The sequence below is a fragment of the Sulfurovum xiamenensis genome (assembly GCF_030347995.1).
In the GTDB taxonomy this organism is placed as follows: Bacteria; Campylobacterota; Campylobacteria; order Campylobacterales; family Sulfurovaceae; genus Sulfurovum; species Sulfurovum xiamenensis.
In genome coordinates this window covers 1-26,465 of record NZ_JAQIBC010000010.1, presented here as the reverse complement: position 1 = coordinate 26,465, position 26,465 = coordinate 1, and the positions used below count along the sequence as shown (strand labels likewise).

Here is a 26,465-nt window from a genome sequence, read left to right as displayed (position 1 = left end):
CAGTATATAGACCCTATACAGGTTTCTTTCTTGTTTACATACTGTTTATTCTAATGAAAGATCATTATCAGGAAGAGATCATTTACCCTTCATTGTTTTTGATCCACTCACAAAGCGGGGTGAATTCATCTATGCTTTTGGGTTCAATCCTTAGAATTTCGGCAAAACTTTTCACCCCCATAGAGAGCAGGTATTGCAGGTTGTTATCAAATGTGGCATTCTCTATGACATAGATCTTGTCTTTATGGATCTCAAACATAAATCCACCGTTTGGTATGGGTGACATGGAGAGTGTAATGGTGTAGTGGTCTTTGATGATACTCTCTTTTTGTGAATACATTAGTCCTATATTGTACCCTTCATTTCCAAAACCTTTGATCGCTACGACCAATACCTGATTTTTACCTTTTTTGGAAGAGTTGAAAATACCTACGAGTTCCCTGATCGTAGTGTATCCGGGTATTTTGGAAAAGAGGTATTCAAAGAGGTTTGCAAGTTTTGTCCGTGCAAGATGTCCGAGAATATAAAGTATAATTAAAAAGACAACAAGAGCCAGAGCTTCCCATAAAAAGAGATACTTTTCAGGCATGAATCCGATTAGTCTGAACATACTACCCAATACATTTTCTATATTGGTATAGAGCCATGAAATGATAATGATCGTAGCAACGATCGGTAAAAGCCAGAACAGCCCCTGGATCATCGTGTTGATGAAGTGTTTTATCGTATTGTTGGATCTCATTTCTCTAACTCCTCTAACCAGATCTCTACATCTGCATCACTGGCCATCTTCCAATCTGCCCTGGGGCTTAAAGAGATGGTACCTACTTTGGGCCCATCCGGCATACATGAACGTTTGAACTGCTGAGTGAAGAAACGTTTTAAGAAGAGTTTGAGCCATTTTGTAATGGTCTCTTGATCATATTTTCCTTCAAAGGCTAAAGTGGCCAGGAAACGTATTTTCGCCGGTTTGGCACCATACTTGATGAAATGGTACAGAAAGAAATCATGCAGTGCATAAGGACCGACAATGCTCTCTGTCTCCTGAACAATTTCATCCTCTTTATGAGGAAGCAGTTCAGGGCTTATAGGTGTATCCAGGATATCGTCTATGACATCAGCTATGCTCTCATCATATTTAAAATACTCGATCACATACTGTATGAGTGTCTTTGGAATACTGGAATTGATCGCATACATACTCATGTGGTCACCATTGTAGGTAGACCAGCCTAAAGCCACTTCGCTAAGGTCACCTGTACCGATGACAAGCCCGCCTTCTTTGTTGGCCATGTTCATCAGTATGGAGGTTCTTGCGCGTGCCTGCACATTCTCATAGGTCACAGAGTGTTCGTTGACGTTATGCTCTATGGCTTCAAATTCTTTGTGAGAGATATCGGTGATATCTATCGTTCTTAGTGTAACGCCCAGGGCTTCACAGAGTTTGACCGCATTGGATTTGGTACGGCTTGTGGTACCAAAGCCAGGCATGGTTACTGCGATGATATTGGTATGGTCCCATCCCATGATCTCAAATGCTCTGTGCGTGGAGAGTAGGGCAAGTGTAGAGTCAAGTCCCCCAGAGATGCCTATGACTGCTTTTGTGATATGTGCATGGCTCATACGCTTAATGAGGCCATGGGCTTGGATCTGCACAATCTCGTCGCAACGGTGCTTTTTCTCTTCAAAAAGTGAAGGTACGAATGGCATTGGGTTGATCTTGCGATCTAGTGTAGTGATCTCTGGCAGGTTATCCACTTTGATGATCCGTGTTTTTTTACGTCTGCCATCAGAGTAGCTCGATTCATTGAGTCTGAGCCATCGTAAACGTTCCAGGTCTACATCCGCTGTGATGAGAGTGTTCTCTAGGCTAAAACGCTCATTTTGAGCCAAGGTAGAACCATATTCAGAGATGATGGCATGTCCTCCAAAAACGGTATCAGTGGTAGATTCACCTACGCCTGCAGAAGCATAGACATAGGCAGCCATACAACGACCACTCTGTGTACGTACCAGCTCTTCGCGGTATTCGGCTTTACCTATGAGCTCATTACTTGCTGACAGGTTAAAGAGGAGGTTGGCACCATTGTTTGCCATATGGTTGCTAGGAGGGGTCACAGCCCAAAGGTCTTCACATAGCTCCACACCAAAGGTCATCTCTTTTGAATCACTGAAAAGAAGGTCCACCCCGAAAGGTATCTCCTCTCCATACAGCTCTGTGGTGGTTCTGGTGATATCTCTGCCTGTGATAAATTGACGTTTTTCATAGAACTCTTTTTTGTTCGGCAGATAGCTTTTAGGTACGATACCCAGGATCTTTCCGTTTTGCAGTACAGCGGCACAATTGTAGAGCCTGTCTGCTTCAAGCAGTGCTAAGCCTATGATGGCAATGGTATGGATATCTGATGTTTGTTGTAAGATATATGCGAGTTTCTCATTTTGAGAAGCAATGAGTGTTTGATTAAGGAAAAGGTCACTGGCAGTGTATCCTGTAAGCGTCAGCTCCGGGAATACAACGACACTAACCTCTTTAGCGTATGCATCTTGGATAAGTGTGATAATCTCTTCGGCATTTTTTGCAGGATTTCCCACGATGGTCTTATTCACAGCCGATGCAACCCTATAATATCCAAACATACAGTTCCTTTTAGTAGATCCCTGGACAAAAGTCCAAGGATGATAAACAGTTAATTACGCTCTTGACTCAACCACTTCAATACTGATGATGTCATCATTTTGTTGAATCTGGTCTAGAACCATGAAACTCTCAGTATCATCTTCGTCGATCGCACCAAATACAGTGTGAACACCGTCAAGGTGCGGTGTCGCAACGAATGTGATGAAGAACTGGCTTCCACCTGTGTTTGGTCCTGCATGTGCCATAGAGAGTACTCCTCTTCTATGCGGATGCGTACTTGTGTCAGTCTCACAGTCTATCTGCCAGCCTGGACCACCTGTACCAGCCATAGCTGGATTATCTTTAGAGTGTGGGCAACCACCTTGTGCCATAAATCCAGGGATCACTCTATGAAATTTGAGGCCATTATAGAATCCTGTTTCTGCAAGGTGAGCAAAGTTTGCAACGGTGTTAGGTGCATCATCTTTAAAGAGCTTAGCCCAGATCACTCCTTTAGAAGTCGTGAATTTAGCGTAGTTGTATGTATCCATTACAGATTCAACGATATCGTATCTTTTTGTTTCTCTTCCAAACATGTGTGTTTAGTCCTTATATATTAAAATTTAGATATTATTATACCACTAAAAGATAAGAGGTTTAAACCATGGAACTATGTGTAGCACTTGATCTGCCGTCAGCTGAAGAGAATCTGGCTCTAGCCGAGTCACTCAAATCATACAATGTTTGGATGAAAGTAGGATTCCGTGCCTACATCCGTGACGGAAAACCTTTTATAGAAGCCCTCAAAGCGATCAACCCTGATTTCAAGATATTTTTAGACCTCAAACTTTACGATATCCCCAACACTATGGCTGATGCAGCAGAAGAGATAGCCAAGATAGGTGTAGATATGTTCAACATCCATGCATCAGCAGGGGCTGTAGCGATGAGAACAGTGATGGAGAGACTGGCTCCTTATGAAAACCGTCCGTTAGTACTGGCTGTAACGGCTCTGACCTCTTTTGATGAAGCAAACTTTCAGAGTATCTACGAGAAAAGCATAGACGAAAAAGCTGAACAGTTCGCAAAAATGAGTTATGAAAACGGTTTGGACGGTGTGGTATGTTCAACCTTTGAGAGCAGGGCGATCAAAAATGCAACCTCTGAGACATTCTTGACCCTCTGCCCTGGTATAAGACCTTTTGGAGAAGATGCAGGAGATCAACAGCGTGTGGCAACACTCGATCTAGCAAATAAAGAGGGAGTAGACTACCCTGTAGTAGGAAGACCTATCTACAAAGACAGTGATCCTCAAAGCAAAGTAGAAGAGATACTGAAAGTAATCACTACTTTTTGATCTCTTTTTTTGATTTGGTCATATGGACAGCATTGTCCATACCTTTCATCATAAAATAGGCACCTGCAGCAAACATTGCTAGTACTAGAAGGGGCGTAAGTTTTTTTAACATTTCGAACCTTGTTTGGTAATTCTATGATGTAATGATAATCAGTTTTTTTGTGATTTTCCTAAAATATAATTGATCGATGTGAAAAAATATAAATTTAAAAAATTTTAAGCTTCTATTTAAGCCAATGCTATTATAATCTCATCCACAAAACACAAGGACAGTTGGGTGAGTTGGCTGAAACCACATCCCTGCTAAGGATGCGTATTCGTAAGGGTACCGAGGGTTCGAATCCCTCACTGTCCGCCACTTATTCTCTATATAATCTCACTAATCCCTTATTTTAGGCATTTAATATACTTTTTAAGGTTTTATAATTCTATGCTTTGGCAACCTATTGGTAACTATCTTTTAACAATTTTCTTTCAATAACTTATGTGTTTAACTGTGGCTCAGTATGTTCATGATGAGGAAATATAATTACTTCAAAGCCCTGATAGAACTTCATTTTTAAGCAATGTTCTTCAAAATCATCTTTTGCTCCTTGTAGAAAAGCATATTGAAAAACCTTAGGGTTTTGCCCCTTATAAAAAGAAACTGGTATACGTTTCATTTCTTCTACTAAACTGCCTATTTTATCATTTTTCATATCGTCAGTTTTCAAATGATCTGTCGCTACAAGAAGCTTTCGACACCATCTTTTATTGTATTCATGATGAAATATCGCATAAGCAATTTTTCTCATAACAGTATCAAATCTTTCTCTATCAATATCAAGTGCTGCGGTTTCAACTCCATTGAGAGTAACTGTTTGTTTATTCTTTATAGTTTTTTTGTGTAATGCATGGCTATTTGAAAGTGATTTTAAGGTTTTGTTTTCAAAATGTTCAAACGATGTATTATTGTTGTCTATATACATGGTTATTATATTTCTAACATATTCATCATCCTTTGATGTATCTTCATTATGTTCTTTACATGAATAAACTGTTATTAAATCCTCTCTCATGCCCTTTGGAAAGAAGCTTTTAGCAGGTGCATGTTCTACTGAATAATTTTCTTTACCACAAATATAACAACTCATATATTATAAACACTCCTGTATTTTTCTTTTTTTATTTAGCTATTGATTAAATATATTATAAATATAAGTTTCTTATAAATCACTCATAAATGTGTATTTATAATTAAGTAAGCAAGTACAAGAAATTGTCGCGTCAAAGGCATTTTATGACAATGCTACTCATGCTATGGTTATTACAAATAGCACATATACCGCATCAGTAATTAAATTTACGAATCTAATTCTGTAGAATTGGTAGATGGAGATACTATTAGAGAATATATTACACAACTGAATATATAAGGGAAGGTGTCATATTTAACGCATTCGTCCAATAATCCCCTCTAAATCTTTTACAATACCTAGATATTTTTTAATGGTCTTTTCCTGTGTACAATTATATTTTCTATTAAATTGTATAATAGATAATAGATAAGCTCGGTATCCTGTTAATCGGTTAACTAATTGATCATTATTATATTTTAAGAAATCAGGTGTTTCAGGATCACCATTCCACTTTAATTGATAATTACATAATTTTTTTAAAATATAATCTGATGGTTTTTTTTGAGTATTGATCATGTGTACCATTTTCTTAATAATATTTATTTTTTTATTTGAAAGACGTACTTCCTGAATTACATCCTCAGTACTAAATATACCATCTGTTGTATGACTTGAATACTGTAATGTATATCCATTTAAAGATAATGTATGTTTAGACTTAATTGTTTTATGTTCATTTAATTTAAAGTTCATTTGTCTAAGAATAATCCGTATTTCTTTGATAAAATCATCTGAATATAAATATTCACTTTTTTTAACTGATGAAAATAACATGTCATCAGCATAACGAGTATATGTTATTCCTCTTTGAGCACATATTTTTTGAATTTGAATATCTAATGGTCTAAAAATTATATTTGATATAGCTGGAGATGTTATAAATCCCATAGGTAAAATTCTTTTACCTTTAAACTTTTGATTTTGACTATTTTCTGGGACTTCATATGTTATTACATTAATAAAAGCAGCTAAAAGTGATTGAGTATTTTCTTTATCTATATATTCATCGTCTGCGATATAGTTTTTAAAAATTTTTTTTATGTATTTCACTTCAATAGAATGAAAAAAAGATCTTATATCTAAGCGTAAAAAATTATAATTATTGCGATGAGGTTCAAATAAATGTAAATAAGAACGATTTTTTCTAAAAGCTACTGAGGCATTATTCAATGGAATCTTTTCTACGAAAATTTTATTTATTTGCTTATGTAAAGAAGTAATGTTCTTATTTTCTATTTTATAAAAATAGTTCTTACCAATTGAAAATTCTTTAATTTCTTCTTTCGAAATAACAGGAACTTTATTATTAACTATAATTGATTTAAAAAATGGTTTATGAAGTAAATTCATTATCGGAAATCCTTAGTCTGACACCATGCACAACTTCTCACACTTGTGTGAGTCTTCTGCCATCTTAATGTATAGTAAAGTGGCGAGATAGTCATCGGAAGGCTAGGTACGTCAAGCATACAATTCCATACTCGAAAGTAATAAAATCCTTTATCTGTCAAACTTAAGTTTTTCTTCAATGAGTGTAATAATATCATAAAGTTCCCCAAAATATTTTTTAAATTCTTTTCTAAAGACATTTTCTTCTTTACCTTTTTCAATTTCATTAATTGCATAATTTAGAAAACTAGTTGCCCAACCACTTGTTTTAGAGAACAAATAATCAAGTTTTTCAAATTTTTCAAGCCTTATGGTTTTTATTAAATCTCTATAGTCCTCATTAATATAAGTCATATAATTTGTATTCTCTCTACTTATTAATGTTTCTGTCTTTCCATTAAATATTAATAAAAATAGTGTGACGAGCTCTTTGTCATTTTTGAAATGCTTATCTATAAATCTCATTATGGATTGAAAATATCTCATTTTAATTTTTTCTGCAAATTTTTTCTCATTTTCAGGAATGTTGGCTGTGTAATATTCTTTAGTTGTAAAAATAATGTTGAAAACTTGTGGTAACTTAACTTCCTTTGGATACTTTTGCATCATTTTTTGTATTGTTTTTATAGTTTTGCCATCATTTTCTTTTTTATCATTATCTTTTATTTGAATCGACTCCATAAAAATATTTTTTAACCATTTTTTAAATAAATCTAAACTCTTTTCATTTATTAATGTTTCTTCAATTGTTGTCCTAGTGAAAAATTTATTTTCTCTTTTAAATATATATTCATTACAATATTCCATCAAGTTGTTATAGCTATAATTTTTACCATTATAAGTAAAGCTCTCTATATACATCTTTTTTTTAATTTTTAATTTTGGATTTTCAATAATACTTAAATATGTATTTATTGCTTTTAGGACATCATTATGAACAGATTTATTTTTAAAGTTTCTATATGAGTTATTATATTTTTTCTTTAACTTATTAAAATTGACAACTTCATTCTTTAAATTTATTTTATTTTTTTCCAAATCAATATCCAATATTTTATCTGCATCATAAAGTATCAAATATGGAATGGCTGTATTAGCATAAGAAGGGTTTATATACTTAAGCACAACATTATTGGTTGCATAGACATCTATTTTTCTCAATTTTGAGAATTTCTCTATAATTTTTTTATTTTGAAAAATTTCTAATTCTGTTTCCCCCTCAACAAAAAAGATAAAGTTACTAAAAAACAACCTTGCCTCATTATCACTGAATATATTTAAAAACCTTCTATCATCATATGTCGAATTCATTTTTTGAACAATGGTTGGGGTGTCATTCTTTTTTGAAAAATGTAAGATTTGTTGATTGCTATTAAAAAGTTTTATAGTCTGTTTTACGATATTCGGTGAGTGTGTGGCAAAAATAATTGTTGGATATGGAGTTTTACTTTTATTATCATTATATATTTTATAAATATTTTCTATTAGTTCTTCATTCCGTTTTGGGTGTAACCCAAGCTCTGGTTCATCGATATAAATAATTGGTGTAATGTATTCTCTTCTAGTTAATAAAATAAATAATTTTAAAGATAACTCTATGAACTTATGGGCATTTGTTCCATCAGATTGCGTTTCTAGATTTTGATTTTCAATTAAAAACTTATCTCCTTCAAGTCCTATTTTAATATAGGCTAACACCTTCTCTTTATATGTATATTTTGTAGTTTCTATAGTTGAGTTAAGTATATTAAGATAATTAGTATATTCTGTATTCTTTTGACTAAAAAAACTTTGCTCCAACTTTTTTAAATTAAATGACTTTAAACTACTTACGATTTGCCAAAGCTTATCCCAATTATGTAAATCTATGTGCCGAGCTTCTATATCAAAAAATGGAAATAAATATCGAATCGTATATAAAATCTCGTAATCTACAATTGACCATTCAACTAAATCATTCGAATGTATTTTTAAAGTTAGATCATAAAATGTGTCGTGATTGATATCATCAATATACGTCCAGAAACTTGATGAATTTTTTTTATCCTTAAATAAATTTTTTTTACCTTGTTTTTTAAGTTGTTTCTTTATTCTTGATGATATTAAATATGTTATTGTAATTGTACCAAAAGTGCTATAGTTTGAATTTAATGTAGGAGGTAGCTCTCGTTTACCATCAAGTTTATTATAGAAGAATCGAATAAGTTTTAGTAAGTTGGATTTTCCAGAATTGTTCATTCCAACTATACAAGTTATATCTTCAAAATTATCAATCATCAATTCATCAAAAGATAACAAGTTTTTTATTTTTATAGATTTAACGGCCATATACTCCATAATCCTCTTAAATTAAATTAATTTATTTTACAAATAAACCTCTTGCTTTTATTAAGGCTTATAAGAATAATAATTGTCTCAATATTCATCTTATAATTCCTAAGATTCAATACTACACAACAAAGCCAAGTATGCAATTTCTTTTCGTAATGCTAGTTTCTTTTTCGGATCTTGTTCTTTTACGAGTCTTTCTGACAACAAAAATATTCGGTCATCATCGGCTACATCATCATTATATTCTGCAAATTCATAAAACCTATTTAGTCCACATATTTCTATGGTCTTTTCACCTTTTGGTTTTAGAGAAAGATAATAAAATCCTGCTTTAATGGTCATTATGTGCTCTTCATAAATGTCAAAATGTGGGTGAATGATTAAATAAAGCTTTGTATTGGTTGGTAAGTTTTGACTTGCTTTACTAGTAGTTGTTTTTTTATTACTTTTTCTAGAGTTGCAGTCAACACAGGATACACAAAGGTTTTGGGGTTCAAACATGAAGTTTTTCTGAGTAGCCCTAGATATTATATGCTCAATATCCCAATAACGACCATTGCTTGATCGTATTATTTGTTGACAATATGGACACTTATTTCCCTGAACTTTCAGATAATGAGTTTTTATTTTATCTTTTAAGTCTGACAAATCACTATCGCTCCAATTATTAGACGTAAAGGAAGGACTAGTTATTTTCGAATTTATTAGTGTTAAATCACTTGCATCAAATTGGACTGGTGTACTAATCATTATATAATTTTTCCAATGTTTCTTCTATAATTAAAATCATTTCTTTTACTGGATCTTCATCCTCTAATTTTGGTAGTAATTCAATTAATTTCCTAATAGAATTATGATCTTCATCAGATAGTGTTCTTGTTTTACTTAAAGTTGATAATATTTTCACACATTCTTTTAACAAATATTCATTTCTTGAACCTGGAGTTTTAAAAAGTCTTGCTAATTGATAATCTGAAGAACGTTTAGCATAATTTTCAGAACTATAAACATGATTATTATCCATACTTAATATAAAGCAATTCTTTAAACTTAATTCAGAAATTATTTTTGGTGAATGTGTTGCAATAACAAAATGACAGCCTTGATAATTTTTAAATGTTGAAGTAAGTAATTGCATATATTTTTCTTGCCATTCTGGATGTAAACTTATTTCTGGTTCATCAATACAAATTAAAGTATCATCTTGAATTTCACTTGCAATGCCTAATATATTTAATAATAAAGCTCGTTCACCTGAACTTGTATCTTTAATTGAGATATTATCATCATGACTAGTTTTCCATAAATGTAAATTTTTAAACTCAACAAGATTAAAATCTCTTAGAATTTGTATTCGTTTATAATGCTCATGAGAGCCTCTAATAAATATACCATCTAAAATATCTATTTCAAAATACATTTCTCTATTATAAGTGAATTCATATAGTTGTTCAATTGATTCTTTTATAGTATAAAATAGTGATTTATCCTGCGTAAGTTGATCCATAAGACTGTTGGGTCTAGAACCTTCATAATGTTCCATATATGAAAAAAATTCTTCATATGTGTTCATGTGATGAAATAAATTCATAATTCTAAAATGACTTTTGAATTCATAAACCAAAAGTAATTGTGGTTGATACCCTAACAGATTAAATGTTTTAGCAAGTTTCCTTAATTCATTATTTGATTTGTTTGTTGAGAAAAGTAAACTATCTATTATTTTAAACAATTGACCATTAGAATTTATGAATTTGTGCAAATCATCTTTTAACCCTAGATATTTATATTGATTGTTTATATTTGTATCATTATATTTTCTCTTCATATAACGATTGAAAATCCGAATAGAAGGGAACTTATCAAAAGGACTAGATGTCAATGCGATAATTTTAGAAAACCTAGTAATGTTAAGATCAAGAAGTGTCATACCATTATCAAATGATTTTTTCCAAACTTCTTTTATCACATGACTTAAAAAACGACTTTTCCCTGTTCCATTGTTTCCAATAATTACTGTAAATGTATTATCTATATCATTCTTATAATTGTCTGTTACAAACCTATAAGATTTATCTTCAAAATAAATATCTTTAATAAGGGCCACAATTTTCCTTGGTATTAATAGGTGTTTTTGATTTCTTCTTTGGTTTTAACATACCATAATCTACTCAAACACTTTTTTATGTCTAATTTAATGATTTTATTTTACTTCCAAATACTTTATCTAATACAAAATTTATTTTATATCGTACTTATTTTTAGTAAGTATCAAGGAAATATTACCAATTTACAAGTTTTGAATAGTCTTCTTTTTGTAATTACAGTTTAAAGAACCTATTTTATTAACTTTTATATTTGTAATTTAAAATAATTATCTATTTATGATTAAAAGCTTTTTCATCATCATTTTTCATTGGCTTATAATTGTAGATTTATTGTACTATATTATTAGATTTTATAATCTCCTCACCATAAACTAATTAGACTATAGTATTATGTTATTATACTCGAATGAATCCTAATAAAAAGTATTGCAGAGATGGTCGCGCTCCGATTCCAGAAAATGAACAGACATCTAAAATTATGAGTGCGAACAAAGTAAAGAATACAAAACCAGAATTATTGTTAAGGAAAGCTCTTTGGCATAATGGAATCAAGGGCTACAGATTACACTGGAAGAATAGCTCCTGGTAGACCAGATATTGCATTTCCTGGGAAAAAGATAGCGATATTCGTCAATGGTTGTTTTTGGCATAGATGCCCTATTTGTAATCCATCATTTCCTAAAACTAATTTAGATTTTTGGACCGAGAAGTTCAATAAGAACGTTGCTCGAGATAAGAAAAAAAGAGAGGACCTTGAAGAACTTGGATGGAAGGTTCTTACCATCTGGGAATGTGAGAGCAAGAAAGAACTTGAAACTCAGATAGAGAGAATAAAGCAACTACTTTAGTAGATCTATCTTTTCTTTCAGTGATTTACCTAAACCTTCGACAATACCTACAACAAGAGCATTCCCCATAAAGAAAGCACGCTTTGCCGCAGTACAGTCCAATTTATTCGTATGATTGTCCGGGAACATATTTAATCTTTCAAGCTCTACAGGTGTAAGACGTCTTAATCCTTTTTTTGTTTTTACTACATGTTTGAAACGTGATGGTGTAGAACCACCTTCTCCTGTAACTATAGTACGTGATGCATTGTCAAGTGCATCAGGGAAGACCATTGCGCCTTCAGAATAACAATAGGTATATCCAGCACTTGTTGTACGTTCTTCTTTTTTTGAACCTTTCATGTATTCCCATTTTTCCATATCACCCTTCAGATAGAACTCTTCAGGAACCTCTTTATCATCAACAAGAACATCCCCTAATGTTTTATAATGAGTATCATGAAGTGCCTCATCTTCATTGTACTGAGGTATACCTTTAGCTGAATAGCTCTTACCATCTATCATTATCCCGACTGTATCGAACGGACTTTTCTTTGGATTGTAATCTTCATGGTTCTCAGAGATATCTGCTAAATCACCTTTAATGACGAAAGGTTCTTTGATATCTTTCTCAAGCTTCATTGGAAAGGCTCTGTTCATCACTCCATCACCGCTCAGCCATTCTGAAGGGTCTTTGAACTTCTTTATATTTTTATAGATACCTGTACCTTTTTTATATGCCATGATATAAACACGTCTTCTACGTTGTGGCATACCATAATCAGCAGCATTTATCACTCTCCATTCTACGATATAACCAAGTTCATTCAATGAAGAGAGCATTATAGCGAAGTCACGTCCACGTTGTTTAGCAGGAGACTTAAGAAGTCTATCGACATTCTCTAGCATTAGATAGGATGGTGCTTTCTTTCCTTTTTTATCAAGAATATCATAGATAGACCACCAAAGTACACCTTTCTTACCTCTTAGGCCTTCAGCTTTGCTCAAGGTCCTAGCTACTGAATAATCCTGACATGGAAAACCTCCAACAAGAAGGTCATGCTCAGGAATCTGTTCAAAGTCTTCTTCAATGACCTTAGCTATATCTTCATTTGTATGCTTGGTTCCAGGGAAGCATGCTTGATATACCTCAGACGCATGTTGTTTCTTTGTAGAAGGTTCCCATTGATTGCTCCAGACAACTTCATAGATACATTCTTCATCTTTATTACATTTGTTTAGACCAAGATGAAAGCCACCTACACCTGCAAAAAGTTCTATTGTTCTTAATGGGGTATTCGAAGTGCTCATCTGTGTAATCTCCAATGTATTATTTTTGATAGGATTATAGCATTTTAGGTACAAAAGATCAAGCTTATATGTCAAATTGTCATATTTTATAGAATTCTTATAAAAATCTTAATACAATAAATTACAAAATTTAGGGAGGAAATATAGATATGAATTTTGAGAGGGATAAAGATTATCCGATTTGGAATCCTGATAATATCGATTATGTACCAGGCATACCATCATGGGAAGTGAAATTTGGGGATATAGTAATATCTTTTGGAAGAGCAAATAGATTCTGTTATGTAAATGAAAAAAAATTAAATAAAAATGGAGTTATTTGTGGTGATTATTTCATTTATACAACTATTCCAGAAAAATATAATTCTCACGCATTAGATGACTTAACATTTGTGAAATTGGTCAAAGAATCACATTGTGATATAGGTGATTTAAAAAAGTTAGCTTCTGATAATTTTGACAATTTTAAAATAGAAAGTCAACTTGTAGCCCATCTCCTACAAGATAGTAAACTTTCTGATCTATGTAAAGCTTTTTTATATTATTCATGGCATAGATGCATAATTGAAGAACGAATTTATTCAAGTACTCATCCTCTATCAACTTATAAAGGTAAAGACTTATACTTGAGTGTTATAAAATAATATTTTAGTCTTCAAGTTGCTTCTGTATATATTTTGCATTCAACCAAAAGCTTTTCTTGACCTCATATGTTCCATATCCTGTAGGAATAGTATCTTTACTGTCCCTTGCATGAGGTCGTACATGAACAGATGGACTATCTTTTATTCCTGGTAGAGCATCTGCTTTGTGGGCTTTAATTCTTTTTACTGTTTCTTCCCACACCAGTTGTGCTTCATGTATGTCCTTCATCGGAAAGTTCCAGAACTTTATTTTCTCAAGTATCGCATTGCCATCTTTTTGCTTTCTAAATACAACGAATAGAAAACGTTTTGTGGTAAGCTGTTCATAGAAAGCAGATTCTTCCCATAGCTCATCTACTATTGTGAGATAATCAAATTTAGGGAAAGATATGGACTCTTTCAGAACACCTGATGGCTCTAAAGCAATTACACGTAATGTAATATCCGCTTTTTCTAATTCTTCTATTTTATTTGAATTAGTACCAAGAATTCTATTGACTAGAAGCCTTCTATGACTCTTAGGTCGTTTTTCATAAAAAATCTCTAGTTCTTTTTCAATATCTGTATTAGTACAACCAATATATGGTGCGAACCTACTATGAATATTCTCTTCAATGGTCTTGGGTAAGCTTTTATCATCAAATAATGAAAAAGTTTCTCTATCTTCTTTTCCTAAATATTTTTGTATAAGTGAATTAAGATATGACTGTTTTAAGGAAAATGCACGAGGTTTAGCAGGTTTATCGCTATTGGGTTGAGGACGTCTACTTTTAGAAGTACTTGCTTTAGTAGCAGCACCTAAATATGCAGTGTCCCCTTCAGATAGAAGGTGTGCTTCACCAGCTTTTATTTTATTTACTATTGTTTTCCAATCTTGTTGTATTTGTGCAATATCTTCTTTTGAAGTCTCTGAAAGTAGGTCTAAGAGATGAATGAGTTTAAACTCATATGTGGATAGGTCAATGTCTTTTTCATATAGATAGAACATAAGTAATAGAAGCTTATTCTTTTTAAGAAAACTACTTGACTCCCATTCTTCATTTATGATATTCATATAATTTATCATTGAAAAAACAAGACGTTCTTTTGCTACATAGACTTTTTTGGGATGTTTTTTTAATGGGGTTGTTTTAAGTTCAACTCCCACTTTTGAAAAGTCTGGTGCAGAGTCACTATTGTTTTCTATTCCAAATAAGTATTTTTCAACAAGGTCTCCAAAATGTCCTTTTCTATTATTTTTATATTGGTTGATCTCATTAGAAATGATATCTAGTTCTTTTTCTGATAAAACATCTGAAAAACTTTTATCTATAAATGAACTAGAGTATTGCACTATGGAATCAATAGATGTATCATCGTAATTTCTTATCAAATTGTCTCCTGAAGCATTTGTTGTATTATAGGGACGAACATCATTACATCTTTTTTCAATTGACATTCCCAAATGGTCATAACTCTCCATCCATTTTGTTCTAAAAGTTCAATCTTATGCTTATCCCGTTCTACATTTTTTCTGAATTTTTCATTCCAGAACTCAACATTGCTTTTTGGTGTAGAAGGATTACAATGTGGACATCTATGCCAGAAGCATCCATTGACGAATATGGCTATCTTTTTCCCTGGGAAAGCAATATCTGGTCTACCAGGAGCTTTCTTCCAGTGTAATCTATATCCTCTTATCCCACTGTGCCAAAGAGCATGTCGTAATTGTAATTCAGGCTTTGTGTTCTTTGCTTTTATTGCACTCATGGTCTTTGATGTCTGTTCATTTTCAGGAATGGGTGCACGACCATCTCTGCAATACGTTTTTTTATTGTATTTTTCTTTCATTGATTATAATCTTTAAAAATCTCATTCCTATGAAATTCTAAATATTTTTTATGTTCTTCTTTAATTTCTATGGCCATCTCTTTTTTTAATCCAAGTAAACTATAGTTATTTAACTCACTACTTATTAAAATATTACCAGAATTGTCAAAAGAGATATAGCCTTTATCAAAAAGCTTATCCAAATTAGGTGTTAGTAATAAACCATTAAATAAATCTAATCGTTCACTATTTGTTGACTCACTCCAAGGTTTAATGTGTGAAGCTATCAATAGCTCTATTTTATCAAATTTAGTTACGGCACAACCTTTCCAATAATTAATCAATGAATCTCTAAAATTTCCTTGACCAATTCTACATTTGACCAAATTTTTGCTTTCTGTGGAAAGTGGAATATCGTGTCCAATTATCTTCTCTATATCATCCAATAAAAAGTCTTCTTCGGTTTCTTTCAGAAAGTCTATATATCTATTAAAAGCACTGTTATACATATTTTGACCACGTTTGTTTTTTTCAAACAATTTCTTGATACTTAAATAATCTTTTTTTATTTTTTGAAGAGTATGAGAGTTATCTACTGAATACAAATCATAGTCTTTATAGTGTTCTTTTTTCAGGTCATTCGAAATTGTATGAAGAGTTTTTGAATATCGTGATGGCCTATTGTTGAGAATAAGCCATTTCTCAAATACTTGTTCTTTTGTTAGGTTCTCTCCTTGATAAGAAGATGAGCTATTCTTTTTTGAAGATAGATCCAAAATTCTTTTTATCTCATCTAATTTTTCTTTTGTATCTAGATAAGTTGTTCTGGTACTGAAAATTTTTGTATTTAATTTTTGATTAGAGTTTATAATTTGAATATTAGTCAGTTTATGTCCAAAATTATATTTCGGATCTCTATCATAATCTTCAATTATCTCTCCAGCGAAGGTTGCTTTTGCAACCAAGTATCCTGCATATGCAAAATAAATTATTTCATTTGGTTTTATTTGTAAGAGTCTATTTACATTGAAAAAATGATTATTGTCTCGCTCAGGTAATATATTATTAAAAAAATATTTTGTTTCATCTATATTACTAAAGCCCTCTATATTTTGACTTAGTCTAAATAATGTATCCATATCCTCTCCCTTAAAAGACATTCATTTTACCATATATGACATGATTATTATAAGGATTGGAGAAACAAAAATATTAAAAGAAAAGCCAAAAGGTGATAAGCTACAATAAGAATAAATTAAGGTCAGGAAAATAAATGAAGTTATTACAAATATGTGTATTGTGTTTTATGAGTATTACATCACTTTCAGCATTTACTTTTGATAAATGGGAGTCAGGTGATGAATTGTCAGGAGCTATTCAAACTGCAAGGATTAATAATGTTCCACTTACAATACAAACTAGTGGGTTCTTTTCAGAAAATTTTGATTGGAGATTTTTGAAAAACCATCAGAAATACAGGACATTTTATTATAGAGAAAATCTTTTAGGAGCTCAAGCAAGAGTAGCGTTGCATTTTACCCAAGGAAGTAAGAAACTTTATAAGATAGTTATTAATTGGAGTGGAGTATCAAACAAACGTGCGTTTGAAGAGCAGCTCTATAGACTTATGGATAAAAAATATGGTAAAAGAAATATTGTAGCGCCTTCAAGCGTAGGTGAATATGTTTTCTTTAAAAAAAGAGCATGGAAAATTGATAATAATTCAGTACTCCAAAGTAACTCATTCAGCGGTGGTATTGAACTAGTCTATCTTGATAAAAAGTATGAGTTTGATGATATACAAACAAAACAGAAAAAGAAGCTAGATATTATTGTAAGAGATGCTGGGAAGTTTTAGTATAGTCAAGAAATACATACTATAGGTTTTGCTCTCTCAATACTTCAGACAATATAACTTTAGCTTCATCCTTCGTTATGGTTTCAGTTTTTACCCACTATGTGAATAAGTCACCTTGTAAGTTTGTATTAGGAGGTATTATGTCATATACTTTATCGATTGTATAATTTGTTTCAACCACTTTCATGTGGTTATCCAAGTATGTTTCAATAATAAGTTCTGCATCCAACATATCCCCATGTGAAATACTTAGCTCTCTATTCTTTATCTTGTCTTTAAACTCTTGGTCACGTATGGAAACATCTATACTTTTACCAAAAATGATGCTCCACTTACTATCACCTATCATGTCAGGCTTTTTTATAATGAATGTTTGTCTAGTAGTTTGTGTTTGCTTTATAATATCTTCTATCTCTTCAATATTAAACTCATAGTCTGAAGATACAGGTAATTCATTCGTTCCAGTTTGAAACACAGGTGGTTTTGGTAGCATTTTGGCACTTCTAGAGAGGTTTCCTACTGCTTTTAGTGTTTCTATCTTGTTTGGCTGATAACCGTATGCTTCTAATTCAGGTAGTTTCTTAATCTCATTCTCAATTATCTCTACTACTTTCTCATTGAATGACTCAGGGGTTTTATTTGTATGCTCTATGATTTTGTATTTTGCAACAACTAAAAAATCACCTAGCATTGCCATGGGGTTTTTTGTGTAATCACGGATTTTATCATCAGGTAGTTTTTTGAGTGTGTCTCTCATCCACACTTTGATAGATCCACCTTCAATCTTAGTGATAAAGATTTCTGTTTCTATGTCACTTCCAAACCAGTGCGCCAATGCGTTGTTTAGGTTATCGATTGATATTACAAAAGAAGAGACCGACTCAAAAAACTTGCGTGAGTTTATCTCTTCACCATAGTCAATATAAATATTATACTCATGTTCCATCAACCCCCCCCCCTTGCTTATAATGGCAATATTATAGCCAATCTTTTAACTTATATCTTTATACTTATAAAACTATTACTTTCATTATCTAAAATGTAAATTTGAAAATATTTACATTTAACACTATGGAATATATTGTTTGAAATATTCTTCTAACTTTTTATCGTAACAATATACGTATGTTCCCTTTATACCTCTATACATGATAGTCTTGTAAATATTGATAATATAATCATGAAGTTGTTCTGTACTAATTCCAGCCTTTCCATTTCTATCATAATAGTTTTCTTTTATTATCTCAATCTTTTGTGTTTCTTCATTGTAGGTAATATCACTCCCAAATATTATCCCTGCATAGTTAAGGTCATAACCCTGAGTTGTGTGAATACATCCCATTTCAGTCATTTGACTAGTTGAATTGATCCAGTCCTGACTAGTTCTATTCCAGTATAGGTTAACACCATCAATAGTTACATCAGGAGAAGAGCTTTTATTCGATATCCATTTCCAAGAGTAACCAGAAATTGTTCTACATAATCCATACTCTATTTCCTTTTCTTGCAAAGCTTGAACCATGTCTTTCATTGAAGTAAAAAGTTTCAATTCATAGTTTTCAGACTTAAAAGGCTTCAACTTTTTTGATAGAGTTAGAAGTTTATCAACAAACTCAATATAATCTTCACCACCTTCAACTCTCATTTGAGAGCTTAATTTAATAACATTTGAAGAGTCCTTTATCTTATTAAATTTGAATTTTTCAATGTCAGTTGGTCTAATTGATTGATTCTCATCATAAAAAAACAATTGATTATCACTTGAAAGCATGATCCAGTCAAGTTCATTTCCGTTATTATCTAGTCCAAAGTGTTTGTTTGTTTTGTCAAACTCTTTGTATCCAGTAATGTTCTTTCTTCTTTTGAGCCGATGTGCCTCATCTACAATTAATAAGTCATAATAGTCTTTAGATACTTCATTAGGACCTATGACCATATTTTGAGACAACCCATGAATACTTTTGAATACCTTCTTCAACGTTTTTCTAAGTGAAGTCATGGGAATAACCAAAGCTACTTTTAGTTGTTTTTTTTCTCTACTTAGTTTTTTCTTTACCTCTTCCGCTAATACAATTAAAGGACTTACCTCAAGATTATCTTCAAGGTCATCTTTATCAATCTCACTAAATAAAAGTTTGATGAAGTAGACAGCAAGTATTGTCTTTCCTGTTCCAGCACTACCTTGAATAAATGTAGAGGTTTTTGTTTTAGAAGCAGCCAATATACTTAAGTATTTTTTAATCGTATCATATTGATCTTCTGATAATGATTTATATGGAGAGTATTTAAATAGATCAGAATTTTGAATATCTAGAAGGTCACTTTTTACTAACTTTTCAAACTGCAGATTTTTCCAAATGTCTTTGAATGTATCTTCATATTCAGTTTTTTGATAATAATGATGGTTGGATATTCCATCATTGCCATTTAACAGCTTGAACTGCCCATCTGCCAGCATATTCTGAATAAGGTTAGACTCTATGTCCAGTACTGATGATTTATTGAAATAAGGGCTAAATATGATTTTTATATTTTTTAATTGATTTTTGTCTGGGTTAGCCAGATGTTGTTTCAATCTATTTTGTATATTGGTAGTTTCTCCAATATAAGCTTTTTTACTCTTCTTGCAATAAATAATATACACACTTGGAAAAATGTAGTAGGTAGGTGTTTCGTCTTTAATTTTGTCAAATGCAGTATGGTCAAATAAAAAATCTTTAGTTAAATAATCAAATGACATCTATAACTCAGTATACTTTTTGAATTTACCTTTGACCTTATCCACTGGATATTTCTCTTCATTTTTTTTCATTTTTTCTAGTATCACTTCTTCTAGATTAATATCTAGTTTCATACAGATTCTTAATAAGTAGATTGCAATATCTGCTACTTCTTCTTTTGTATGTTGTAAACCATCACTTGAGAGATTATTTGATTCTTCTTCAGTGAGCCATTGAAAGATTTCATTAAGTTCACCAACTTCTCCTGAGAGTGCCATTACTAAATTTTTAGGTGAGTGGTATTTATCCCAGTCTCTGTCATCTGAAAACTTCTGTATTACTTCTTTTATTTGTTCTATGTCCACTTTTATACCCTTCTGATTCCTTAAGATTTTACTAGTGTTTTGTTTTGAGTTTCCTTTTGAGTGTTAAGTTTAAATCACCTCGTAATATATTATTCTGTTTCAATCTTATGTTCGATTGTATTTTGATGGACATTTAGGGTTGCATTTTTTGTTTTAGGCTCGACTGTACCGTCTTGTAGGGGTTGAATTTTATAGTTCATCTAATGTAGAACTTTGTGTTTACTTCTCTTAAAAGAAAAGATACGTGTGGAGTTATTACATTTATGTAAAACTGCACCTATGTATTAGTTGTAGCTTTGTATAAAAGTTTTAACTTTGTAAGTAGTTTATCCTTTGTTGTCTATCAGTTTTAACACCCTTTAAATTGAATCACTTTAGTTTGTAGAGTCTTTAACCTGATAAGGTATAAGTTTTCAACTATACAAAGGGTATCAGATTTGACACCCTTTGTATTACTCATAGGAAGATTTGAAGTCATTATCCATTTTTATATCTAACCATTTATCAACAATTAGAAATATAAAATCATTAGCTAAGGAGAACTGACTGAACTTTTGATTGCCATTTGTTCGGCCTCCTTTAGAGTGTTCAACTTCTAAAAGCCCTTTGGCTTCTAATTGCTTTAATGTCTGTCTTAATTTATTTTGACCGATTCCAACAGCTTTAGATAGCCAGTATATACCTAGACGGTCATACCACTTATCAAAGTGTAGAGTTTTACGAAATATTACTAATAGTACATCTCTTTCATCTCTATTGAAATCTCCATCCATTATACGTTGAAACAATAGAGATTTATAGAACTCATCTAACTCATACTTTTCTCCATGATATGTTACTGATAGTTTACTCATTTATTATGCTACATCTACATATTTTAATTTTCTAGCTATTTGATGTTGGATTCCCTTCCTAGTTCCTTTTGAAACCATAATATCATCAAGCAGTTCTATGACTTTAAGTTCAGCATGTTCAATAGCTTCAACAATATTACCTGAATAAATGTCTCTAGGTGTTGCCCCTTTTTTGGATATATCAATACCAAGACAAGAATAAATTGCATTTGTTATGAGTTTATAATAGGGACATGAAGAATAAGATCTTCCTCGTTGTTTTTCAGCATACAGGCAGAACTCTTTTATTTTGTTTTGCAAAAGTTTTCTAGTACTCTTTCCTTGTTCCCTTGCAGCAATCCAATCTGTATTGGCTTTGTTTGTCTCAATTGCAACACGTGCAGATATTGCATTAGATGTGGCTTGTTTAAATGCTTGAATGAATGCCCATTTGAAAGACTCTGCCTTTTTACCCGTAATACTCAAACAGGTAAAAGAAAATGCATCAGCATCTAATTCAAAGTAGGGGTATTCTTTTCCTCTAACAATTCTATTTCGTTCCGAAATTTTACGGAGTGAAATTAGTTCATCAAAACTATGAAATAATCTAATTTTTCTCAATAGATCATCATGTCTGATATCAAAATATTTTGCTATTTGATTACTGGTTGCATATGGTTCTCCATGATGAAACAGCATAGTTTTTATAATCTGTTCTATTTTATCTTTGTTGGATATGAATTGAGTGCATGTTTCTTGACTTTTAGTCATATTTTCTCCTGAATTTTTATAAAAAATAGGGTGAGCTTTATTCTCCTACATTAGGTGTATTTTAAAAACTCACAAAGCTGTGATTTATTCGGAAAATTAAGAAAAGTGAAAGAGTGAAATGTGATATAATTGAAGTGCTAAACAACTTTATTCCTCATCACTCATTTATTTCTTAAATATTTGATGAGGTGTACTAACTGCTATTCATATTTCCCCCTTATATTTATATGTCATTACGCTGTTTTAATTGTTTGAGATAGAAATTCTGCAACGTCAATAATATTAAAAATCACTTTTGCATTTTTCGCAGTACCCAACTTTTTATAGTTTGGAATGCCGTAGCCTTTTGAAATATATCCGTCTATAGTTGAGTAGCTTATGCCTAATTCATTTGCCATTTCAGATTTTGAGAGTGTTGATTTGTTGTAGCGTGTCTTGAGGTCGTTGTAGATCAGTTTTTGTTGCTGATTCATATTTTGCCTTTCTTTGGTTAAGTTAAGGCAATTATAGTTTAAAACAATCTACTTCGCTAGAGGAAAAATGTCACTAAAAAAGTGTGACATTTTTATATATAATCAAGGATTTTAGAAATTTCTTCAGCTCTTTTCTTTCCTGTACCATATGATGATACCAGGGAATCATTAAGTAATTTTTTAGTAGCTTTAAGGGCAGTTTGATAGAATTCGAATTCATCTTCTTTGTATTCGAGATTATTAATTTCATCTATATTATCAAGACTGATGTCATAATCTTTAAAAAATGCCAATACTTCATTTTTTCTTTTATTAAATTTTTCTTTTTTTCGATGTTCTTTTTTTCTATCCCTTATAGGTAATGACGATATATTATTATATTCATTTCCAAACATGTCTATAGTGTAAGATACATGTTCATATTCCCATAGATATTTGATTTCACTTAGTATCATTGCTAAATCATAATCTTCTTCCTTAGCTTCCAACAATTTATATATACCAGCTCTAAATATTTGGGTAGTTGCTTCAAGAGTGGAATTAATTGCATAAGGAGCAATAGAGAGCAAGAAAGATGTATATTCCTCTTTGTGTATCTTTGTAAATCTAATTAATTTGTTTTTATCTGCAAATAATATTTGTGTAAATATCTTTCTAAACAGATGGAATCTTAGCTCATTTCTTGTTTTTTCAAGCATGTATATAGCTCCACCATATTTTATTGCTGATGGCAAATCATTAATTTCTTGATATGGATATTCATTTAGTAGTTCGTCAGCTATCTTATCTTTATTAGAAGTACAAATTTTTTTATTCACATTTATATGTATAGCTTTAATAAATTGACCCCAACCCATATGCAAAATATAATCTATATCCATAGTGGTAGGAGTCAACTTATTCATCCAATAAAATTCTTTTTCTATAGGATTCTTGCTATTAGATAACTCCACGTATTTCATTGATACAATCCTTTCACCGCTTCTAACCCCTGGTCGGGTGCTAACTTTGCATATCTCATAGTTTGGGCTATGTCTGCATGGTTCATCAAGCTCTTAATGGTAAGTATCGGTACACCTGCAATAGCCAACTGTGAAGCAAATGTATGTCGTAACGTATGAATAACTACACGATGCTTAAAATCCCTTACTTCAAGTCCTTTATTGAATAGTCTATCAAGTACCTTTTTTAAATGCCTTTGTATCGTCCTTGAAGCCGTTTTAATACTACTTCCACCTACTACATAGTCATTTACCTTTAAAGGCTTTATATGGGCTTCTAAGGCTTGTTTATACTCATCATCATAAAAGCCTGTATAGATACCACCGCTCTTAAGGTCATGTATTGTTACGCTGTTAGTATCCAGCTTAATATCTTTCTTTTGGATATGGAGTACACCTTCAAGTCTCGCACCTGTCATAAGTGCCAATTTCACAAAGTGATACAATACTTCATCGTCTTTGACTTCATCGGTTAATTTCTTTACTTCGTCAAGTGTAAGGTATCTTTCTCTCTTATCATCAGCTTTTAGCTTCTTTATTCCTGAACACGGGTTAATTAGCTTTAAATCCTTTTCTTTGATACTGTGGTTAATGATTGCACTTAAAAGCTGTATAATCCCATTTATAGTTTTTGGTGCTTTCTTTTTGGTGATGAGGTCTCTTTGAAGTTTGGTTATATCCGCTTTGGTAATGCTGCTAATATCCTTAGCGCCTAAAGAGGGCTTAATATGTAAATCATAGCGTCCTTGCTGTTTGATATTGGCTTTGTTCTCATGCTCTTTATCTTTGAAATAAACGTCTGCAAGGTTATCAAGTGTAGTGATATGCTTCTTTTTTCTATGGGCTTGTGGGTCTATACCATGTTTGATCTTATTGATAAATGTAGCTCTTTGATTATAGGCAAATGTTTCTGTTATACCATTGGATTTTTTACCTATTGTATAGCGTATCAATTTGCCCGTATCGTCTTTGTAGGTAATGGAATAGCTTATATCACCGTTCTGTAATTGGTTCAGATATACCCCTGAATATTTTTTTGACCTAACCCTTGCCATGATGTTATTCCTATTTATATCTTATATTGCTCTAAAGCTTCTCTTTGCTTCTTTGATAGTTTTGGCGAACTCCAAACCCCATGTGCCTTCCATGTCTTATCACCGTCTTTGATAAGTTTATTCAGTATTTCATCGTGAGGATATATGAATATTTCGTTATCATCTCTAAACGCTATGTGAAGATTTTTCCCTATGTACTTTTTGGCAAATGCTAAACGTGCTTTGAGTTGTATAGCGGTCATTTCACCTGATTCCGAGTGATAGGCAATTAAGTCTGCACCATTGTCATCATTTCTTGTTGGTAAGCACTGATAGCCATAGTCTGCAAGTGCTGAGGCTACTTTTGTATAGTTGTAGTCCTCTTTCGCTCTTGGACTTAGGCTCTTGTAGTCAATTTTTATTTTTTTCAATTTAGCCCTTTTTTGGTTACCTATTGGTTACCATTTGATAAGATACTTAAGATTATTATATGAAACTTTGGGTAATGTTGTACTTAATAATTAGCTTATTTGTAGGGTATTATGGTGTTATTTGTGAAACTTTAAGAAAAGGTATAAAATGAATTATTTAGAATCCCTCACTGTCCGCCACTTCAAAAGTAAATACAAATCAATATAGACCAATAAATCCCTAAAAAATATTACTGCATCAATATAAAACAACAGAAGATATATACAATAGCACTAATAAATTATCGAAATGTAAAATAAGATATGTTGTTAATGAGAGAGTAGGGATATTAAGATATGGAACAACAGAGTCGATCAGACTCTGTTAAATCTTATATATTGTCAGATTTTTTTTCTATGATTTTGAGGTTAAGCCAAGATGGTGGATTGTAAAAATTAAGTTCACTTTGCTCCCAGTCATTTTTTTCACTATGACGAGTATGTAAGATCCCTTTAATCAGAGTATATTGTATCCCTGTGATACAACTAATAAGATTATGCCCTTCTTTTAACGCTTCAAAAACAGCTTCTTTACTTTTCATACGTTTTCCCTTTAAGCAATTCATAAAAAGACCTATTGGTCTCTTTATAGAAGTGTTTAAAACATGGACAGATTTCTCTGTCCATTAGATGGTCTTAAAGAGCAGTAACGTTCTCAGCCTGTGGGCCTTTTTGACCTTCACCGATCTCAAAAGTCACTTTTTGACCCTCATTAAGAGAGACACGGTCGTAACCATTGCTATTAATTTGACGATAGTGTACAAATACATCATTTCCGCCATTTTCTTGTTCGATAAAACCGAAACCTTTTTCACTGTTGAACCATTTTACTGTTCCGTTTACTTGAGTTGCCATTGCAATTCCTTTTAGTTGTTGATACACTTCATTACTGATGTGCTGAAAATATAAAGTGGAGTGTTCTTTTTCGGGTGGATAATACTGTAAACTAAAGGTAAGCAATAAAAGTCTAGCCAAAGATGAAACTCTAAATCATCTTTCAATATATTATTATAGCTGAATATTTTGATAATAGCAAATTATATGAAAAAATAGATATTATTTATGTCTCTTGTAAGTTTTAAAAATGAGACATAATTTTATTTGAAAGTTATTATACAGTTACACTATTTGTTTAAAAATAGGGAAATATTATTGATATTAGTGCTGTTATTTCATGAGGTCATTTTTATCTAAAAGTTTTTTGGCAATATTGATTGATAAGCCTGATTTAGAACAGGCAATATTAAATTGTTCATTATCATTTAAAAGTCTAATTAATACTTTTAGTCTTGAATGTTTAGATATATTATTGATTGACATATTTTCTCCTTGTGTTTTAATGTAATTGGTTGCGGAAGATGGATTTGAA

The 26,465-nt window shown here is 31.9% G+C and carries 30 protein-coding genes and 1 tRNA gene; 6 read left to right on the top strand and 25 right to left on the bottom strand.

All coding sequences use genetic code 11. The annotated features are described in order from the left end of the window. Positions 1–82: 82 nt before the first annotated feature. From PF327_RS10305 to PF327_RS10295, 3 genes are read right to left on the bottom strand one after another with little or no spacing between them, the layout of a single operon-like run. The gene (locus PF327_RS10305) at positions 83–742 is read right to left on the bottom strand and encodes a DUF502 domain-containing protein (protein WP_289402491.1); all 660 of its coding nucleotides are present in this window, start codon (positions 740–742) and stop codon (positions 83–85) included. Further along, on the bottom strand, positions 739–2,637 hold the full coding sequence (locus PF327_RS10300; RefSeq protein ID WP_289402489.1) for an NAD(+) synthase: 1,899 nt from the start codon (positions 2,635–2,637) through the stop codon (positions 739–741). Before PF327_RS10300 ends, PF327_RS10305 begins: the two co-directional genes overlap by 4 nt. A 54-nt stretch (positions 2,638–2,691) precedes the next feature. Then, positions 2,692–3,213, bottom strand: coding sequence for a peptidylprolyl isomerase (locus PF327_RS10295; RefSeq protein ID WP_289402488.1), 522 nt, complete (start codon positions 3,211–3,213; stop codon positions 2,692–2,694). Positions 3,214–3,281: 68 nt separating this feature from the next. On the opposite strand from PF327_RS10295, the gene pyrF reads away from it, so the two are divergent. Beyond that, positions 3,282–3,974, top strand: a complete 693-nt coding sequence (gene pyrF / locus PF327_RS10290; protein WP_289402487.1) for an orotidine-5'-phosphate decarboxylase — start codon at positions 3,282–3,284, stop codon at positions 3,972–3,974. Here the strand turns inward: pyrF and PF327_RS10285 are convergent. Continuing rightward, entirely contained in the window at positions 3,964–4,086 is a 123-nt protein-coding gene (locus PF327_RS10285; protein WP_255344707.1) for a hypothetical protein, read from the bottom strand. The two genes, pyrF and PF327_RS10285, sit on opposite strands and share 11 nt — an antisense overlap. Positions 4,087–4,241: 155 nt before the next feature. Here PF327_RS10285 and PF327_RS10280 point away from each other — a divergent pair. Next, positions 4,242–4,332 (top strand) — tRNA-Ser (locus PF327_RS10280). Between the two features lie 124 nt (positions 4,333–4,456). Here the strand turns inward: PF327_RS10280 and PF327_RS10275 are convergent. The 5 genes from PF327_RS10275 to PF327_RS10255 form a co-directional block, all read right to left on the bottom strand. Beyond that, the gene (locus PF327_RS10275) at positions 4,457–5,107 is read right to left on the bottom strand and encodes a hypothetical protein (RefSeq protein ID WP_289402486.1); all 651 of its coding nucleotides are present in this window, start codon (positions 5,105–5,107) and stop codon (positions 4,457–4,459) included. Positions 5,108–5,404: 297 nt separating this feature from the next. Then, positions 5,405–6,502, bottom strand: coding sequence for a reverse transcriptase family protein (locus PF327_RS10270; RefSeq protein ID WP_289402485.1), 1,098 nt, complete (start codon positions 6,500–6,502; stop codon positions 5,405–5,407). A 150-nt stretch (positions 6,503–6,652) separates the two neighbouring features. Then, the gene (locus tag PF327_RS10265; RefSeq protein ID WP_289402484.1) at positions 6,653–8,878 is read right to left on the bottom strand and encodes a retron Eco8 family effector endonuclease; all 2,226 of its coding nucleotides are present in this window, start codon (positions 8,876–8,878) and stop codon (positions 6,653–6,655) included. A gap of 99 nt (positions 8,879–8,977) precedes the next feature. Then, positions 8,978–9,622, bottom strand: a complete 645-nt coding sequence (locus PF327_RS10260) for an HNH endonuclease (RefSeq protein ID WP_289402481.1) — start codon at positions 9,620–9,622, stop codon at positions 8,978–8,980. Further along, entirely contained in the window at positions 9,615–10,979 is a 1,365-nt protein-coding gene (locus PF327_RS10255) for an ATP-binding protein (protein ID WP_289402480.1), read from the bottom strand. Before PF327_RS10255 ends, PF327_RS10260 begins: the two co-directional genes overlap by 8 nt. Positions 10,980–11,386: 407 nt before the next feature. Here PF327_RS10255 and PF327_RS11480 point away from each other — a divergent pair, with 407 nt between their 5' ends. Both PF327_RS11480 and PF327_RS10250 read left to right on the top strand, forming a co-directional pair. Next, entirely contained in the window at positions 11,387–11,569 is a 183-nt protein-coding gene (locus PF327_RS11480; protein WP_353049173.1) for a PDDEXK family nuclease, read from the top strand. Then, entirely contained in the window at positions 11,523–11,828 is a 306-nt protein-coding gene (locus PF327_RS10250) for a very short patch repair endonuclease (RefSeq protein WP_289402479.1), read from the top strand. Before PF327_RS11480 ends, PF327_RS10250 begins: the two co-directional genes overlap by 47 nt. On the opposite strand, the gene PF327_RS10245 is transcribed toward PF327_RS10250, so the two are convergent. Next, positions 11,820–13,118 carry a DNA cytosine methyltransferase gene (locus tag PF327_RS10245; RefSeq protein ID WP_289402478.1) on the bottom strand — a complete coding sequence of 433 codons (1,299 nt, stop codon included), beginning with the start codon at positions 13,116–13,118 and terminating at the stop codon, positions 11,820–11,822. The two genes, PF327_RS10250 and PF327_RS10245, sit on opposite strands and share 9 nt — an antisense overlap. 149 nt (positions 13,119–13,267) lie before the next feature. Here PF327_RS10245 and PF327_RS10240 point away from each other — a divergent pair, with 149 nt between their 5' ends. Further along, positions 13,268–13,762, top strand: a complete 495-nt coding sequence (locus PF327_RS10240) for a hypothetical protein (protein WP_289402476.1) — start codon at positions 13,268–13,270, stop codon at positions 13,760–13,762. Positions 13,763–13,766: 4 nt separating this feature from the next. Here PF327_RS10240 and PF327_RS10235 read toward each other — a convergent pair whose 3' ends face one another. Genes PF327_RS10235 through PF327_RS10225 form a run of 3 tightly spaced genes read right to left on the bottom strand, consistent with a single transcriptional unit; the run spans position 13,767 to position 16,710 of the window. Then, positions 13,767–15,134 (bottom strand): Sau3AI family type II restriction endonuclease, encoded by a 1,368-nt coding sequence (locus tag PF327_RS10235; RefSeq protein ID WP_289402475.1) that lies wholly within the window; start codon positions 15,132–15,134, stop codon positions 13,767–13,769. After that, complete coding sequence (locus PF327_RS10230) at positions 15,131–15,592, bottom strand: very short patch repair endonuclease (protein WP_289402473.1); 462 nt, start codon at positions 15,590–15,592, stop codon at positions 15,131–15,133. The genes PF327_RS10235 and PF327_RS10230 overlap by 4 nt, the downstream gene beginning before the upstream one ends. Then, positions 15,589–16,710 (bottom strand): HNH endonuclease, encoded by a 1,122-nt coding sequence (locus PF327_RS10225; RefSeq protein ID WP_289402472.1) that lies wholly within the window; start codon positions 16,708–16,710, stop codon positions 15,589–15,591. Before PF327_RS10225 ends, PF327_RS10230 begins: the two co-directional genes overlap by 4 nt. 134 nt (positions 16,711–16,844) lie before the next feature. Here PF327_RS10225 and PF327_RS10220 point away from each other — a divergent pair, with 134 nt between their 5' ends. After that, positions 16,845–17,429 carry a hypothetical protein gene (locus PF327_RS10220; protein ID WP_289402471.1) on the top strand — a complete coding sequence of 195 codons (585 nt, stop codon included), beginning with the start codon at positions 16,845–16,847 and terminating at the stop codon, positions 17,427–17,429. 97 nt (positions 17,430–17,526) lie between these two features. On the opposite strand, the gene PF327_RS10215 is transcribed toward PF327_RS10220, so the two are convergent. The 12 genes from PF327_RS10215 to PF327_RS10160 form a co-directional block, all read right to left on the bottom strand. Continuing rightward, complete coding sequence (locus tag PF327_RS10215) at positions 17,527–18,375, bottom strand: LAPAL motif-containing putative phage structural protein (protein WP_289402470.1); 849 nt, start codon at positions 18,373–18,375, stop codon at positions 17,527–17,529. A 123-nt stretch (positions 18,376–18,498) separates the two neighbouring features. After that, positions 18,499–20,169, bottom strand: coding sequence for a DUF2075 domain-containing protein (locus PF327_RS10210; RefSeq protein ID WP_289402469.1), 1,671 nt, complete (start codon positions 20,167–20,169; stop codon positions 18,499–18,501). Then, entirely contained in the window at positions 20,170–20,514 is a 345-nt protein-coding gene (locus PF327_RS10205) for a nucleotide pyrophosphohydrolase (protein ID WP_289402468.1), read from the bottom strand. Between the two features lie 452 nt (positions 20,515–20,966). Beyond that, entirely contained in the window at positions 20,967–21,368 is a 402-nt protein-coding gene (locus tag PF327_RS10200) for a replication protein (protein WP_289402467.1), read from the bottom strand. A 3-nt stretch (positions 21,369–21,371) separates the two neighbouring features. Continuing rightward, positions 21,372–22,118: a Rha family transcriptional regulator gene (locus PF327_RS10195; protein ID WP_289402466.1), complete on the bottom strand. Its 747-nt coding sequence runs from the start codon at positions 22,116–22,118 to the stop codon at positions 21,372–21,374. Between the two features lie 233 nt (positions 22,119–22,351). Next, complete coding sequence (locus PF327_RS10190; protein ID WP_289402465.1) at positions 22,352–22,591, bottom strand: hypothetical protein; 240 nt, start codon at positions 22,589–22,591, stop codon at positions 22,352–22,354. Positions 22,592–22,683: 92 nt separating this feature from the next. Beyond that, positions 22,684–23,553 carry a hypothetical protein gene (locus PF327_RS10185; protein ID WP_289402464.1) on the bottom strand — a complete coding sequence of 290 codons (870 nt, stop codon included), beginning with the start codon at positions 23,551–23,553 and terminating at the stop codon, positions 22,684–22,686. Next, positions 23,550–24,647: a tyrosine-type recombinase/integrase gene (locus PF327_RS10180; RefSeq protein ID WP_289402463.1), complete on the bottom strand. Its 1,098-nt coding sequence runs from the start codon at positions 24,645–24,647 to the stop codon at positions 23,550–23,552. Before PF327_RS10180 ends, PF327_RS10185 begins: the two co-directional genes overlap by 4 nt. A gap of 14 nt (positions 24,648–24,661) precedes the next feature. After that, the gene (locus PF327_RS10175; protein WP_289402462.1) at positions 24,662–25,057 is read right to left on the bottom strand and encodes a hypothetical protein; all 396 of its coding nucleotides are present in this window, start codon (positions 25,055–25,057) and stop codon (positions 24,662–24,664) included. Positions 25,058–25,428: 371 nt separating this feature from the next. Beyond that, positions 25,429–25,638 carry a hypothetical protein gene (locus PF327_RS10170; RefSeq protein WP_008243178.1) on the bottom strand — a complete coding sequence of 70 codons (210 nt, stop codon included), beginning with the start codon at positions 25,636–25,638 and terminating at the stop codon, positions 25,429–25,431. 94 nt (positions 25,639–25,732) lie between these two features. Continuing rightward, positions 25,733–25,951, bottom strand: a complete 219-nt coding sequence (locus tag PF327_RS10165; protein WP_008243172.1) for a cold-shock protein — start codon at positions 25,949–25,951, stop codon at positions 25,733–25,735. A gap of 312 nt (positions 25,952–26,263) precedes the next feature. Beyond that, positions 26,264–26,465: hypothetical protein (locus PF327_RS10160; protein WP_289402461.1), on the bottom strand; the 202-nt coding region annotated here is incomplete at its 5' end.